The 15925-nt window shown below is 35.1% G+C and carries 13 protein-coding genes and 1 other annotated feature; of the genes, 1 reads left to right on the top strand and 12 read right to left on the bottom strand.

Features of this window, described 5'->3' with window-relative positions:
* Positions 1–9 precede the first annotated feature (9 nt).
* Positions 10–204, bottom strand: a binding site (T-box leader).
* A 97-nt stretch (positions 205–301) separates the two neighbouring features.
* Positions 302–1120 carry an NAD(P)H-hydrate dehydratase gene (locus LAU42_RS00065; protein ID WP_224183723.1) on the top strand — a complete coding sequence of 273 codons (819 nt, stop codon included), beginning with the start codon at positions 302–304 and terminating at the stop codon, positions 1118–1120.
* A 23-nt stretch (positions 1121–1143) separates the two neighbouring features.
* On the opposite strand, the gene budA is transcribed toward LAU42_RS00065, so the two are convergent.
* The 12 genes from budA to dnaA all read right to left on the bottom strand — a co-directional run bounded on the left by budA (position 1144) and on the right by dnaA (position 15911).
* Complete coding sequence (budA, locus tag LAU42_RS00060) at positions 1144–1845, bottom strand: acetolactate decarboxylase (RefSeq protein WP_224183722.1); 702 nt, start codon at positions 1843–1845, stop codon at positions 1144–1146.
* A gap of 10 nt (positions 1846–1855) precedes the next feature.
* Positions 1856–3523, bottom strand: coding sequence for an acetolactate synthase AlsS (gene alsS, locus LAU42_RS00055; protein WP_224184817.1), 1668 nt, complete (start codon positions 3521–3523; stop codon positions 1856–1858).
* Positions 3524–3716: 193 nt separating this feature from the next.
* A complete protein-coding gene (gene gyrA, locus LAU42_RS00050; RefSeq protein WP_224183721.1) occupies positions 3717–6353 on the bottom strand; it encodes a DNA gyrase subunit A in 2637 nt (878 codons plus the stop codon).
* A 27-nt stretch (positions 6354–6380) separates the two neighbouring features.
* Positions 6381–8309, bottom strand: coding sequence for a DNA topoisomerase (ATP-hydrolyzing) subunit B (gyrB, locus tag LAU42_RS00045; protein WP_420908091.1), 1929 nt, complete (start codon positions 8307–8309; stop codon positions 6381–6383).
* Between the two features lie 7 nt (positions 8310–8316).
* Positions 8317–9426 (bottom strand): DNA replication/repair protein RecF, encoded by a 1110-nt coding sequence (gene recF / locus LAU42_RS00040; protein ID WP_224183719.1) that lies wholly within the window; start codon positions 9424–9426, stop codon positions 8317–8319.
* On the bottom strand, positions 9423–9644 hold the full coding sequence (yaaA, locus tag LAU42_RS00035; RefSeq protein ID WP_041635745.1) for a S4 domain-containing protein YaaA: 222 nt from the start codon (positions 9642–9644) through the stop codon (positions 9423–9425). Before yaaA ends, recF begins: the two co-directional genes overlap by 4 nt.
* A gap of 128 nt (positions 9645–9772) precedes the next feature.
* A complete protein-coding gene (locus LAU42_RS00030; RefSeq protein ID WP_224183718.1) occupies positions 9773–10189 on the bottom strand; it encodes a disulfide oxidoreductase in 417 nt (138 codons plus the stop codon).
* Positions 10189–10878 carry a DsbA family protein gene (locus LAU42_RS00025; RefSeq protein WP_224183717.1) on the bottom strand — a complete coding sequence of 230 codons (690 nt, stop codon included), beginning with the start codon at positions 10876–10878 and terminating at the stop codon, positions 10189–10191. Before LAU42_RS00025 ends, LAU42_RS00030 begins: the two co-directional genes overlap by 1 nt.
* An 87-nt stretch (positions 10879–10965) precedes the next feature.
* Positions 10966–12207, bottom strand: coding sequence for an ABC transporter permease (locus LAU42_RS00020; protein ID WP_224183716.1), 1242 nt, complete (start codon positions 12205–12207; stop codon positions 10966–10968).
* On the bottom strand, positions 12200–13096 hold the full coding sequence (locus LAU42_RS00015; RefSeq protein WP_224183715.1) for an ABC transporter ATP-binding protein: 897 nt from the start codon (positions 13094–13096) through the stop codon (positions 12200–12202). The genes LAU42_RS00020 and LAU42_RS00015 overlap by 8 nt, the downstream gene beginning before the upstream one ends.
* Before the next feature lie 168 nt (positions 13097–13264).
* Positions 13265–14398, bottom strand: coding sequence for a DNA polymerase III subunit beta (gene dnaN, locus LAU42_RS00010; RefSeq protein WP_224183714.1), 1134 nt, complete (start codon positions 14396–14398; stop codon positions 13265–13267).
* 175 nt (positions 14399–14573) lie between these two features.
* Positions 14574–15911: a chromosomal replication initiator protein DnaA gene (dnaA, locus tag LAU42_RS00005; protein ID WP_224183713.1), complete on the bottom strand. Its 1338-nt coding sequence runs from the start codon at positions 15909–15911 to the stop codon at positions 14574–14576.
* Positions 15912–15925 lie beyond the last annotated feature (14 nt).

Below are 15925 nucleotides of genomic sequence, written 5' to 3'. Positions count from 1 at the left end.
ACATCCCTTAAAAGGGACGTGGTATTTACGCGTTGCCACCCTAATTAATAGCCATTACGACTATTCTCTCAATTAAATAACGGTTAAACCGATTTGTCATGAACACAATGGGTAGAATTTCATCAATACATCCCGTAACTTTCACCAACCATTACGTCTCTAATATTAAATGTATTCATTACTTATCCCATACAGACAAATAATATATTTGAATTTAAGTTCATATTATCAAATTCATTTCAGAATTTCAACTATATCTGTTATAGTAATATGGACATTGAAACATAAAAGGAGAATGGTTATGCAGTTAATCAATGAAATACGTATACCTAAACGTAAACCTTATAGTCATAAAGGAGATTACGGACGTATATTACTCATCGGTGGTAATCAAAATATGGGCGGATCTATTATGATCGCTGCTCGTGCATGTGTATATAGCGGTGGTGGATTAACAACAGTAGCTACCCATCATTCAAATCATACTGCTCTGCATTCCCGTTGCCCAGAAGCTATGGTTTCAGATATTAACGACATTAAACGTTTAACAAAACTTATCGAAAATGCTGATTGTATACTCATCGGACCAGGACTCGGCTTAGATTTCCAAGGAAATAATGTTCTGACGCTACTGTTTCAACATATTAAAGAAGAACAGAGCTTGATTATTGATGGAGACGCAATAACGATTTTAAGCAAACTAAAACATCCATTTCCTAAATGTAATGTAATACTTACGCCACATCAGATGGAGTGGGAGCGTATCAGTGGCATTAGTATAGATGAACAGACACCAGAACTCAATCGAATAAAAGCTAATGAATTTGGAGCACATGTTATATTGAAACAACATGAAACAGAACTATACCTTAAAAGCGGTGATTATAAGATTACAGTAGGAGATCCCGCTATGGCTTCAGGAGGTATGGGTGATGCATTGGCAGGCATCATTTCAAGCTTTATCGGACAATTCGACACAGAGGAAGCGATAAAGCAAGCTGTTTATATCCATAGCCTTATAGGAGATAAACTTGCTCGTGATATGTATGTAGTACCACCTTCTGCTATTATTGATCAGCTACCTTATATGATGAAAGAATTAGAAGAGGATGAGGCATAATGCCTCATCCTCTTCTATAATTATTATTCACTTGCCTCTATATCTTTAAGCATGTCAGGGTTGTTCAAGTCATTCTTGCGATATGTCTCTGTTTCTGGCATCCTTAATATTAAATCTTCTGCTAATGCCATCTCTACAGATACATCTTCGATTTCATAATCAAATACATGGCCACCTTCTTTACCATCATCACTCAGATAATGGACATGATAGCCACCAACACCAACTCCTTGAATGAAGTGTGGTGTATAGAAACCAAACAATGTTCCAGTAGTGTCTGTATAGTCAAAGTATCCCTGTTCTTTTACTGCCTCTACTAATTTCGGATAAGGTTTCTTCTGCTTTTTTACCGCACGTGCTTTGATAAGCTTAAACTTACCTGTAATCTTAACCGCATGGAAATAGTTCATCCCTTGTATTTCTTCTAGGATAATTTCATCCATCTGTTCTTTATTTAATACTTCTTTATAATTTAATGTATGTGTAGGTTTAAATTCAATCATGCTCGCAAAAGGTGTGCGCTCTTCAGCATCCACCTCTCGTATATTTCCAGTACTTTCTATGAGATAGGACTTACCTTCAAGAATAACCAATTCTCCGTCTAGACCGTCCATCGTGCCAATACCATAGTTACCTGATTTCAGTACTTCTGACATCTTAAACGTACCTTCGAACAAACCACCAACTAATGCACCCATGGTTGAATATTGATATAAATGATTCATAAGTTCCTCCTTAGTTTGTGCTATCAGGCAAAAGCTCTGCCATTAATTTAGAGTTATTGCTGTAATCTACAGGAATATCTACTACAACTGGTCCTTCTTCTTGCATTGCTTTTTCTAGAATTTCTTCTAATTCACTAGCATGGTTCACACGATATCCTTTAGCACCCATAGATTCAGCATATTTCACATAATCCACTGGGTGCAATCTAACGGCTGCACCTTTGCCGTATTTACCTTCTTGCTGGAATTTAACCATATCATAGTAGCCATCGTTCCAGATTAATTGTACGATCGGGGCTTTCATTTCAACTGCTGTTATTAATTCTTGTCCTGAGAATAAAAAACCACCATCTCCTGCCATCGAAACTACTTTTTTACCAGGACGTGCAATAGACGCGGCAATAGCCCAAGGTAGAGCAACACCTAACGTCTGCATTCCATTTGAAAAGAGCAGATGTCTTGGCGCATAACTTCTGAAATAACGTGCCATATAGATATAGAGTGAACCTACATCTACAGTAACAGTTGTTTCATCATCAATTATATCGCGTACTGCTTTAACAATATGTCTAGGATTAACTTTTTCACTGTCTTTATAGTTTTCAGGAAGCTCATATTTTTTTTCAATTAACGTTTGAATTTTTTCTAATATTTCTTTAGTTGTGTCATCTAATTCGACATCATCTTTTTGAAGTTTTTCATTCAAACGTTGAATTGTTAAAGGTGTATTACCAATCAATTCAGTGACTGGTGCATAGTTGTTATCAATATCACTTTGTACTTCATCAATGTGAATGATTGTTTTTTCATTTTCTGCATTCCAGATGAATGGATCATATTCAATAGGGTCATATCCAACGGTGATCACTAAGTCAGCTTGTTTTAATAATTCATCTCCAGGTTGATTGCGGAATAAACCTATTCTCCCATAGAAATTATGTTCTAATTCACGAGATAGAATACCAGAACCCTGGAACGTTTCTACAACTGGCATCGGCGTTTTTGAGAGTAATTCGCGAATGGATGCTGTACATGCTTCAGAAGAAGCTCTCATTCCTAAAAGAAGTACAGGCAATTTTGCTGATTTAATACGTTCAACCAACGCATCAATTTCGTGAACTGGTGCAGGTCCATGGACTGGAGCTTCTTTTACTTTAATAGCTTCACCCTCTATATTATCATCAGAAATAACATCTTGAGGAATGCTTACAAATGCTGCACCTTTGCGGCCTTCGACACTCTCACGAAATGCATTCGTCACTGCCTCAGAAATACTTTTTGCATCTTGAGCTTCTACAGAATATTTCGTAACGTGCTTCATTAATCCAGCATTATCAAGTGATTGATGTGTACGTTTTAAACTATCTTCTCGTCTTACGTTACCACCAATGGCTACAATCGGATCACTTTCTGAATTTGCAGTAATCAGTCCAGTAGTTAAGTTCGTTACTCCTGGCCCGCTTGTCACAAGAACAACACCAGGTTTACCAGTAATACGCCCTATACCTTGTGCAATCATAGCCGCATTTTGTTCATGGCGTGTCACAATAATTTTCGGTCCTCTATCTTCGAGTACATCAAATGCTTTATCAATTTTAGCTCCTGGAATACCAAAAACATGAGTTACTCCATGATTAATTAGAGTATCAACAAATAAATCTCCACCAGATTTTTTCATCATTATCTCTCCTAAATATAATTTTATGCTTTGTATTATATTTTTATAATATTACTAAATATTTTCAATAGCAAATAATTAAAATGAGAAATATATTTTTAAATAAAATACTATTTATAAAGGGTTTTTAATAAAAAAATAACTATTAAAAGTTTTGAAACTTTTAATAGTTAAGAAATTTTATTTCATATTTTTATTCTTCACTGTCATTATATATTGATTCAAATCCAGAACGTTCCAATGGATTTTGCTCTGACACATCAACGGTTCCCATCATATGACCATCTTCAACCTCTATAGTTTCATCAATCGATTCTTTGGCTACTTCAGTCAAATCTGCACCTTGTTCTGCAATAACTTCTCCTGGTTCTTTATCCGCATCCATCACTTCTTCTTTTTCCACTTTAGCGACAGTAGCAACAAATTGTCCTTCATCCAGTCGAATTAATCTTACACCTTGAGCTGAACGACCATTTTGAGAGAACTCAGTGACATCCAGTCGAATAATAACGCCATGATCTGTTACGATCATAATGTCTTCGTCACCTTTTACGGTCGTAATACATACAAGGTTACCGTTCTTCTCAGTAATTGTTGCCGTCTTAATTCCTTTACCACCACGGTTAGAAATTCTGTATTCACTTTCTTTTGTACGTTTACCGTAACCATTCTCCGTAACTATCAGCACTTCGTGTTCATCGTTAGATTCAATAACATCTAAACCGATTACTTCATCGCCTTCGCGAAGTGTAATTCCTTTAACACCAGTTGCAGTGCGGCCTAATGGGCGTAAAGTGTTTTCATCGAAACGGATAAGCGAAGCATGTTTCGTACCGATAATCAGCTGTTTGTTACCATCCGTTAAACGAACAGCGATTAATTCATCATCTTCTCTGAAGTTAATGGCAATCTTACCATTTTTATTAATGCGAGAGAAGTGTGTTAAATTAGAACGTTTAACTAATCCTTCTTTCGTAGCAAAGACGATAAATGCATCTTCACGATTTAAATCTTTTACAGCTATCATCGTACTAATAGATTCGCCTTTTTCTAACTCAATTACATTTACAATTGGAATTCCTTTAGATTGTCTTGAAAGTTCAGGAATTTCATAACCTTTCACTTTATAGACACGGCCTTTATTCGTAAAGAACAGCACATTATCATGTGTTGATGTCGTAACCATCTGGCTTACGAAATCTTCGTCCAGAGTATTCATACCCTGAACACCACGTCCTCCACGATGCTGTGCACGATAAGTTGAAGCAGGTAAACGTTTAATATAGTTATTGCTACTTAATGTAATAACTATATTTTCTTCGTCTATCAAATCTTCATCTTCAAGATCTTCTAAGCCACCTGCTACAATTTCAGTACGACGCGCATCGCCATATTTATCACGAATCTCAATAAGTTCATCGCGAATAATTTGAAGAAGTCTCTCTTCATCTGCCAAAATTGCACGTAATTCATCGATATACTTTAATAAGTCCTGGTATTCTTCTTCAATCTTGTCGCGTTCTAAACCAGTTAATCGACGTAGACGCATATCAAGAATTGCCTGTGCCTGACGTTCAGATAGTTTAAATTGTTCCTGTAAACCTTGTAACGCTTCAGCATCGTTCTTTGAAGCTCTGATTAAAGCAATAATCTCATCGATATGATCAAGCGCAATTCTTAACCCTTCAAGAATATGTGCACGATCTTCCGCTTTCTTTAAGTTGTAAGCCGTTCTTCTGCGTACAACTGTCTTCTGATGCTCTAAATAGTGATAAATTGCTTGTTTAATATTTAAAACTTGTGGTTTACCATTCACTAAAGCGAGCATGTTAACTCCAAATGATGTTTGTAGCGGCGTCTGCTTGTATAAATTATTTAAGATGACACTCGCATTTGCATCGCGACGTACATCAATAACAATTCTAACGCCTTCTTTCAAGCTCGTTTCATCTCGTAAATCCGTAATGCCGTCTACTTTTTTATCACGGGCAAGTTCGGCAATTTTCTCAACGAGTCTCGCTTTATTCACCTGATAAGGAATTTCAGTAATAATAATTGTTTCCTTACCGTTCGGACGTGTTTCAATTAATGTTTTTGCACGCATGATAACAGATCCACGACCTGTCTCATATGCTCGTCGAATACCGCTGCGTCCTAATATGAGACCTGCAGTCGGGAAGTCCGGTCCTTGAATAAATTCCATTAATTCCGGAATTGATATGTCCGGATTTTTACTGAGCTCTAATACACCATTAATGACTTCGGTTAAGTTATGTGGCGGAATATTTGTCGCCATACCAACCGCGATACCTGATGCACCATTTACGAGTAAATTCGGGAACCTTGACGGTAATACTACAGGTTCTCTTTCATTACCGTCATAGTTATCTGTAAAATCAATCGTGTCTTTATTAATATCACGCATTAATTCCATTGCAATTTTAGACATACGCGCTTCTGTATAACGCATCGCTGCAGCTCCGTCACCATCCATAGAGCCGAAGTTTCCTTGACCATCGACTAACATATAGCGATAACTGAAGTCCTGAGCCATACGTACCATTGCTTCATATATTGATGAGTCACCATGTGGGTGATATTTACCCATTACATCCCCAACGATACGTGCTGACTTTTTATATGGTTTATCAGGTGTCATCCCTTGATTGTTCATACCATACAATATACGTCTATGTACGGGTTTCATTCCGTCACGAACATCTGGTAATGCACGCGATACAATGACACTCATTGCATAATCAAGAAATGAATCTTTCATTTCTTTAACTATATTTTGCTCCTTCAATTTTGAATCATGGTCTAAAGCCATAGATGGCGCCTCCTTAAAGTACAATCTTTATGCATCAACATTTGCGTATTCTGCATTCTCTTCAATGAATGTACGACGATGCTCAACAACGTCACCCATCAGCATTTCAAACACTTCATCCGCTTCGATTGCATCGCTTAATGTCACTTGTAACATCGAACGATTTTCCGGATTCATTGTTGTCTCCCATAACTGATCTGCATTCATTTCTCCTAAACCTTTATAACGTGCAAGTTGCCATTTCGGTGTCGCTGGCAATTCATTTCTTAATTTTTCTAATTCACGATCATTATATACATAGTATTTCTTCTTACCTTGCTCAACTTTGTATAAAGGGGGTTGTGCGATGTAAACATAACCTGCCTCGAGCAATGGACGCATAAAACGATAGAAGAATGTAAGTAACAACGTTCTAATATGCGCACCATCTACATCGGCATCGGTCATGATAACAATCTTATGGTAGCGTGCTTTTGAAATATCAAACTCGCCACCGATACCTGTTCCCATCGCAGTAATCATAGAGCGAATCTCGTTATTACCAAGTATGCGATCTAATCTTGCTTTCTCAACGTTTAGTATTTTACCGCGTAATGGTAAAATCGCCTGTGTCTTCGAATCACGACCTGACTTTGCTGAACCACCGGCAGAATCTCCCTCAACGATGTATAACTCACTGATAGAAGGGTCTTTACTTGAACAGTCTGCAAGTTTTCCCGGAAGACTTGAAATTTCAAGTCCTGACTTACGACGCGTCACTTCACGTGCTTTTTTCGCTGCAAGACGTGCACGCGATGCCATAATTCCTTTCTCAACGATAATACGTGCGATTGGCGGATTTTCTAATAAGAAACGTTCAAAATTCTCTGCAAACAAGTTATCTGTAATCTGACGTACTTCTGTATTTCCGAGCTTTGTTTTCGTCTGACCTTCAAATTGAGGGTCCCCGTGTTTAATTGAGACAATTGCGGTAATCCCTTCACGAACATCATCACCAGATAATTTCTCATCCGCTTCTTTAATAAGTTTGTTTTTAACACCGTAACTATTAATAACACGTGTTAAGGCACGTTTAAATCCATCTTCATGCGTACCGCCTTCGTATGTATGAATGTTATTTGCATAACTCAGCAGATTCGTTGAATAGCCATTATTGTATTGAATCGAAATTTCTACTTCAACATCATCTCGGTTATCATGAATATAAATAGGCTCAGGGAATAACACTTCTTTAGATTTATTTAACAATTCTACGTACGATTTAATACCACCTTCATAATGGTATACATCATGACGTATTTCATCCTGATTACGCTCATCTTTAATTTCAAGTTTAATACCTTTATTTAAGAAAGCGAGTTCTCTAATACGTTTTTGCAGAATTTCATATTCATAAACTGTTGTTTCAGTAAATATTTCAGGATCTGCTTTAAAACGAATGACCGTTCCAGACTTATCTGTTTCTCCAATTACCTTTAAATCGAATGCCGGTACACCACGGTGATAAGCCTGATGATGAATTTTGCCATCTTTATGAACATATACTTCTAATGTAGATGATAAGGCGTTAACGACTGAAGAACCAACACCATGCAGTCCTCCTGAAACTTTATATCCGCCGCCACCAAATTTACCACCAGCATGTAGTACAGTTAAAATTACTTCAACCGCAGGACGACCCATTTTTTTCTGGATATCTACCGGGATACCACGACCATTATCCGTAACTTTTATCCAGTTATCTTCTTCTATCGTCACTTCAACATGGTCGGCATATCCAGCAAGGGCTTCGTCAATACTATTATCAACAATTTCCCATACAAGATGGTGTAATCCCTTTGAAGCAGTTGAACCGATATACATACCAGGACGTTTTCTTACCGCTTCTAATCCTTCCAGTACTTGTATCTGGTCGGCACCATACTGATCTAAATTTTGTTGTTCCACTATGTTCACCTATCCTTTAGTTAGTCGAAATCTGTCCTTCTGATACGTTGAATAATTTCGCTCTATTGATTGTTTCATGTTCAATACCTTCTACTGACGTTGTCGTCACAAATGTTTGAACTTTATGCTGTATTGTTGTTAACAGATGCGTCTGTCTATAGTCGTCCAGTTCACTTAATACATCATCCAGCAATAAAATCGGATACTCTCCAATTTCCTGGTTAATAAGTTCAATTTCTGCTAATTTAACAGATAATGCTGTTGTACGCTGCTGACCTTGCGAACCATAGGTCTGTACATCAATATCATTTATTTTAAAGCTTAAGTCATCTCGGTGAGGACCATATAAACTTTGTGTTCTTTCAATTTCCTTATCCATATGTGCATTTAATATGCGAATCGTCTCCTCAAGCATCTCCTGCTCAGTTAATTCATAGTTCAAGCTTGCATTATAGCGTAATGAGAGTCGTTCTTTATCTTTAGTAATACCTTTATGAATCGGTATTGCTAATGCTTCCAGTTGTTCGATAAAGACCTTTCGTCTCAATGTTAGTTTCACTGCGTATTGCGCAAACTGTTCATTGATGACTTCAAGCATTGTTTTATCATTGCTACGCGATACTTTCATTTGCTTTAATAAATGATTTTTCTGTTTTAATAATCGCTGATAGTTTGACAAATCATTCAAATAAACTGCAGATATCTGACCGATTTCCATATCGATAAATCTTCTTCTTATTTGTGGGCTCCCTTTAACTAAATTTAAATCTTCAGGTGCAAAGAGCACAACATTCATATGGCCTATATATTCTGTTAATCGTTTCTGTTCTAAATAGTTTACTTTAGCTTTTTTGCCTTTTTTAGAGATGGATAAAGATAGCGGCATCGTGCCATGTTTGTATGACAGCATGCCTTCGATATGACTAAATTCATGTCCCCATCCTATCAGTTCTTTGTCATTTGAAGTGCGGTGACTTTTAGCCATTGCAAGACAATAAATAGCTTCAAGTAAGTTTGTTTTTCCTTGTGCATTGATGCCTATGAAAATATTTACTTCATCATTAAAATTTAATTCAGCAGTTTCATAATTTCGATAATGAGTTAGCGTTAACGTCTTTAATTTCATTCTGTCGTTTTATACGTGATCTGATATGTTTCACCTTCAACTTCCAGTAAATCATCCTGAAGCAACTTCTTACCACGTCGATTTTCCGGTTCCCCGTTTAAAACTACAGGATGATCCTGCAAATACCATTTCGCTTGCCCACCTGTAGAAATAATGCCTTCTGATTTTAGAAATTGTCCTAATGTAATCTCTTTATCAAGTTCGATAATATTTATCATTTCACGGCTCACTCCTATCATTCAGTCATTATATAATTATACCGTTATTTCACAAAAATTGCATGTTTTTTAAAGAATAATAAAGAGGTTTAGACTGTTATGTCTAAACCTCTCAAAATTTAGTTGTATTATTCAGCTGCATTTTCTTTTTTCACAAGCAACATTGCAATTGTAATTAATAAAAATGCCGTTCCCGCTAAAAACGGAATCGTAATAAAACCGAAGTAATTTATATATTGAGTATTACAAGGTACCCCACCTACACATGGCTTAATAGTCGAAAATCCCGGAACCTTTTGTTCCATGTAATGATACACAGAAAAACAAAAACCGATAATCGAAAAAGTCATAATCATATATTTCATGTAATATGCATTCACAAATGCAGCAAATCCTGAAACTATGACTAATGGATACATTAAAATTCTTTGATACCAGCACATTTCACAAGGAATAAAATGTCTAATCTGCGAGAAATATAAACTCCCTAAAGTTGCGACAAGTGCTATTACCCAGGAAATATAAAATAGCTTTGTATTTCTCATTATTTCAGTGCCTTTTCAATCGCTGCTTCTACTTCTTTAATGTCCATAGGGTTTGCGACTTCTTTCCCGTTAACAATAATCGTAGGTGTCATCGTTATATTATGTTTTGTCACAAGTTCAATATCCTTCTTTAATCCTGCTTCTTCTGTTTTATTGTCAATTGCTTTTTCAAGTTTATCTAAATCTTTAATGCCTGCCTTTTTAGCGGCTTCTTTTACAGCTGTCATCGATAGCCATTCCTGATCTGTATCAGGTTGTAATTCATAGATTGCTTTCTGGAATGCCCAATATTTATCTGGTGCCTGCTTTAAAACTGTTTCGCCTGCAAGTCCTCCAAATATTGATTCTTCACCATGAAAGGGAGAATGAATAAAATATAGTTCTGCTTTCCCGGTATCAATGTATTTCTTTTCAATTTCAGGTTTAATATCTGTTTCGAAATATCGACATGCCGGACATTTAAAGTCACCGAATTCAATGATTTTTACTTTTGCATCTTTCTTACCCATTTGCGGCTGACCTTTAGTATCAATCTTTTCAATTGCTTGTAATCCTTTACTTGAATCAGTAGCTATTTGTGACTCATCAGATGAATCACCATTTTTTTTCGTGATTACTAGCGCAGCGATAACACCTACAACCAATAATGTCATTACCATCGTAAATATTAAAGAACCTTTATTCTTCATAGTACACCCCTAATAAATTTATATAATATAAATATTATACTAATTCATTATAAATTTCATCATAAGAATATTATATAATTTGTGACATTATTTCGTTTTTAATGCACGTTTGAAATTTTTAAAGATATTCTTATCTGTACTAAATACACTGCCTTTATATATTTTTGCCGCTAATAAGAACAATAAAATAATCGTAATTATACAAATAATGATACCAATCATAATTTCAATATCACTTGTTTTTGTTGAAATTGTTCTGAGCAACATAATCTGTGGTGTGAAAAATGGTACGTAACTCGCTACTTTAACAAGCATTGTATCTGGTTTTGTTAAACTGAACATCGCAATATAAAAAGCAATCATATTCAGCATTGTAACCGGCATAATAGATTGTGCAATATCTTCAATGCGGTTTGTTAATGAACCAACAATTGCACTGGCACTAATATAAATTAATAATCCAAGAATTAAAAAGATAATCGCATAAATTAAAATCCTTACGTTTTCATGATCAAATGTAAAACCAAATTTACTAATTGTTTCACCTAAATTAAATACATATATACACGTGACCATCGCTACTGCATAAATCAACATCTGTGTCGCAGCTACTGCGATAACACCTGATATTTTTGCCATCAAGTGTGTAATCGGAGAAATACTTGTAATAATCATCTCTATAACACGTGAAGATTTCTCCTGTGCAATTTCTGTTGCAATTTGGCTACCATAATTTAATGTGATAATAAATATTAAAAATAATCCTGCATATACAATTGCTGTATTTAATGCTTTACTTTGTTCAGATACATTATCATTTGCATTTTTCGGCTTTATTACTTTATCTGTTACTTTTGCTTCACTCATTACACGACTTAAGTTTTCCTGAGATAAATTTAATGACTTTGCGATATTATTGCTCTGGAAAGTTGTTAATGTTGAGCGAACAGCACTCATCACATCTTCATCTGCATATTCCGTTGAATAAACCTTTGCTTCAAGTGTCTTATCTTTATTTTCTCTAATATCTATTAAAATTTTATATTTTTCGTCTTTAATACCTGATTCACCTTTATTAAAGTCTACAATCTTTAATTTTTTATTTTTGTCGAGTTTCTGATAACTATCTTTAAATGCTGTTGCAAGTGCTTTATCAGAACTAGAGATAACAGTAATATCATCTTCACTTTTATCAAAGAAATCGTAAATTTTATCAGCATTACTCACTGCAATGAAAATGACAATCATAAATAGCGTTGAAAAAATAAATGATTTACTCGATACTTTTTTCCAGTATGTTAACCAGAATGTCGGGATAAATTTATTCAATTGCGCCACCAACTTTCTCGATAAATATGTCGTTTAATGATGGTTCATCCACCTGAAACCTTGAAACAAATCCTTTTTCTTTAACTGCTTCGAATATAATCGGCGCGATAGATTGATCTGCAATTGTTAATCTTACATCGTTTTTGTTCTGTTTGAATTTCAATACACCTTCGATATTCGCAAGATCACTAAAATCATGCTCACCTTCGATAATAATTTCTTTTTTACCGAAATCTTGTTTTACTTGCCTAATATTTCCCGAGACGACAGTTTTTCCTTTATTTAAAATACAGACGTAATCACACATCTCTTCAACATGCTCCATGCGATGTGAACTAAATACAATCGTCGCACCATTTTCATTCATTTCTTTTACAGCTGACTTGAGTAGCTCTACATTTACCGGATCAAGCCCACTAAATGGTTCATCCAGTATAAGAAGTTTTGGATTATGTATAATAGCCCCGATTAACTGAATTTTTTGCTGATTACCTTTTGATAACTCTTCGATTTTTTTGTTTTTATTTTCCGGAACTTTAAAACGCTCTAACCAGTAATCTAACGCTTTATCAATCTCTGACTTTTTCATCCCTTTGATACGCGCTAAATACTGAATTTGTTCTGAAACTTTCAATTTCGGATTTAGACCACGTTCTTCTGGTAAATAACCGATATTATCTGTCATTGAATAATCAATCGGTTTTCCATCGAACGTAATTGTACCTGATGACTTTTCTAACAAACCAAGAATCATGCGGAATGTTGTTGTTTTACCTGCACCGTTGCCACCTAAAAATCCAAGCATCTCTCCTTGTGGCACTTGAATATTTACGTTATCAACAGCTTTAAACGTATTAAATGATTTGCTTACGTTCTCTAATATGAGCATTATGTATCCTCCGTGTTTGAATATAAGTTTGTACTTTTAGAAAATAGTGGTAACTCATTTAAAATTGTAATATATCACAATCATCTTGACAAGTATATTAGTCAAAATAATAAATTTATTAGTCAAAAAAAGTCACGACAATAAACTACTATTGTCGTGACCGTTATATTAATATGTTCTGATTGGTAAAATTAATTGCACTAAATTTTCGTCCTCTTCAGGTTTTAATATGAATGGACGCATCGTACCGAAGAACTCTACACGAACATCATCTACATCAATTGCACGCAGTGCATCCATCATATATTTAGAATTGAATGAAATCTTAATACCTGAACCTTCGAATTGCGATGTTTTAACATCTTCTTTTACTGTACCGATTTCAGGAGATGTTGACGATAATTCAACACTATTATCATTTGCTGATAGTTTAATAACATTATTCCCGCCTTCACGAGCAAGTAACGATGCACGATCAATCGCATGGAAGAAGTCACCATTATTAATTGAAAGTGCTGTTTCTGAGCTTTCAGGGAATAGTCTAGATGTATCTGGATAATTTCCTTCAAGTAAACGAGAAATGAAATTGATATGTCCAAATTTAAATAAAACTTGGTTTGATGCAAAGAAAATATCAATTGTATCTTCGCTATCTCCGATAATTTTATTAAGTTCGCTTAATGCTTTACCTGGAATAATAACATTAATCTCATCAATATTTGTATCTTCTAATTTAAGTTTACGTAAAGCTAATCGATGTGAATCTGTTGCAGTACAGTTTAGAATCCCTTCTCTTATCATCCAGTTAACACCAGTTAACACCGGACGTGTTTCTGACGTGGACACTGCGAAGTTTGTTTGTTTAATAATATTTTTAAGTACTTTCACAGGTAAAGTGATTGCTTCATCTTCACTTACTTGTGGTAGTAATGGGTATTGATCTGAATCAATTCCAGATACATTGAACTCAGATTGACCTGAAGTAATTTTAGCCTGGAAATTATCGTTAGTTTCAATGGTTACAGTATCTGCAGGAAGTTTCTTAATGATATCAACGAAGAATCTACCCGGTAATACAATTGCACCTTTATCTTCAACTGTTAGAATTTCTTCATGATTTAATTCAGAAGGTATCGTAATTTCGATTGAAACTTCAGAATCTGAACCTGTTAATACAAGTCGATTATCATGAGCATCTAATTTAATACCTGTTAGTACAGGTAAAGTTGTTCTAGGTGATATCGCTTTTAAAGTGTCATTTAATTGAGTAATAAAGTAGTCTCTTTGTATAGTAAATTTCATTCGATAAATCTCCTTAATTGATATTTATAACTATATAATATCTTTTTTAAAATAGTAATAATAGTAATAGGGGCTGTGAATAGGTGGATAAGTAGAACAACTTTACGTGACTGTAAGTATCCACATGTGTATAACTTGTTTGTAAGTTAGAACACTTTATTAACATTACCCACAATTACGTGGTGATATCTTTTTCAATCGTTTTAATTTCATTTCTTAAATTTTCATCATTTTCGATTTGATTTTTAATTTTTTCATGTGCATGTATGACAGTAGTATGATCTCGACCACCAAATTCCTCACCAATTTTAGGTAATGAGAAATCCGTAAGCTCACGTGCTAAATACATTGCAATTTGTCGTGGGAAAGCAATTGATTTTGTACGTTTTTTTGCGCTGAAATCTTCTAAGCGAACATTATAATATTCACCAACGATAAGCTGAATGTCTTTAATTGTAACTTTTTTTGGTTTACTTGTAGCGATAATATCTTTAAGTGCTTCTGCTACAAGATCAGAATTAAGTTCACGGTTAACAAGTTTTGAATAGGCAGATACACGAGTTAATGCACCTTCTAATTCACGGATGTTTGACTGAATTTGTGTTGCAATATAAAGCATTGCTTCATTTGGAATATCAATATTTTCTTCTTCAGATTTCTTTCTCAATATTGCGATTCTTGTCTCTAAATCCGGAGGAGTGACGTCAGTAATTAGTCCCCATTCAAATCGAGTACGTAATCGCTCTTCAAGTGTAGGAATTTCTTTAGGTGCCCGATCACTTGAGATAACAATTTGTTTGTGATTCTGGTGAAGTTCATTGAACGTATGGAAAAACTCTTCCTGTGTTGATTCTTTACCAGCAAGAAATTGTATATCATCGATTAATAGGACGTCTACATTACGATACTTTGATCTGAACTCTTCAGTTTTATTGTCTTTAATTGAGTTAATAAACTCATTCATAAATTTTTCACTAGATATGTAAACAACTCTGGCATTTTCTTTGTGTTCCATTACATAGTGACCAATTGCATGCATTAAATGAGTTTTACCGAGACCAACACCACCATAAATGAATAGTGGATTGTAAGCTTTAGCAGGTGCTTCGGCAACTGCAAGACTTGCTGCATGACTGAAGCGGTTACCACTTCCGATAACAAAAGTATCGAATGTATTGTCTGTGTTTAGTTGGTTTGGCAATGTTTCCTGATTATTTGGCTGTACTTTAGGTGGCGGCATCGTGAAGTCATCTTTAGGTACGTCATCATCAGCTGAAATGATTTTAACTTGCAGTTTCTCACCGATTTCTTCTTCGACAACTTCCTGAATAAAATCTATATAATTCGTTTGAAGCCATTCTGAAGTAAATGATGAAGGTGCCTGGATAACAACCTGGTGATTGTTTAATGCTTTAATTTCTGTATCTTTAAACCAAGTTTCATAACTTGCAAGTGCGAGGCGCTTCTTTATATTAGCAAGCACTTTATCCCAAATCGTATCAATTCCACTCATATAATAATCCTCTT

This window comes from Macrococcus armenti (assembly GCF_020097135.1).
Classification (GTDB): Bacteria; Bacillota; Bacilli; order Staphylococcales; family Staphylococcaceae; genus Macrococcoides; species Macrococcoides armenti.
Note: the sequence above shows the minus strand (reverse complement) of the source record. Positions and strands in the feature narration are given on the sequence as shown.

Bases quoted from the DNA above. Each gene is read 5' to 3' on its own strand.
- LAU42_RS00065 (WP_224183723.1), top strand. From the start codon at position 302: ATGCAGTTAATCAATGAAATACGTATACCTAAACGTAAACCTTATAGT.
- budA (WP_224183722.1), bottom strand. From the start codon at position 1,845: ATGAATCATTTATATCAATATTCAACCATGGGTGCATTAGTTGGTGGT.
- alsS (WP_224184817.1), bottom strand. From the start codon at position 3,523: ATGAAAAAATCTGGTGGAGATTTATTTGTTGATACTCTAATTAATCAT.
- gyrA (WP_224183721.1), bottom strand. From the start codon at position 6,353: ATGGCTTTAGACCATGATTCAAAATTGAAGGAGCAAAATATAGTTAAA.
- recF (WP_224183719.1), bottom strand. From the start codon at position 9,426: ATGAAATTAAAGACGTTAACGCTAACTCATTATCGAAATTATGAAACT.
- yaaA (WP_041635745.1), bottom strand. From the start codon at position 9,644: ATGATAAATATTATCGAACTTGATAAAGAGATTACATTAGGACAATTT.
- LAU42_RS00030 (WP_224183718.1), bottom strand. From the start codon at position 10,189: ATGAGAAATACAAAGCTATTTTATATTTCCTGGGTAATAGCACTTGTC.
- LAU42_RS00025 (WP_224183717.1), bottom strand. From the start codon at position 10,878: ATGAAGAATAAAGGTTCTTTAATATTTACGATGGTAATGACATTATTG.
- LAU42_RS00015 (WP_224183715.1), bottom strand. From the start codon at position 13,096: ATGCTCATATTAGAGAACGTAAGCAAATCATTTAATACGTTTAAAGCT.
- dnaN (WP_224183714.1), bottom strand. From the start codon at position 14,398: ATGAAATTTACTATACAAAGAGACTACTTTATTACTCAATTAAATGAC.
- dnaA (WP_224183713.1), bottom strand. From the start codon at position 15,911: ATGAGTGGAATTGATACGATTTGGGATAAAGTGCTTGCTAATATAAAG.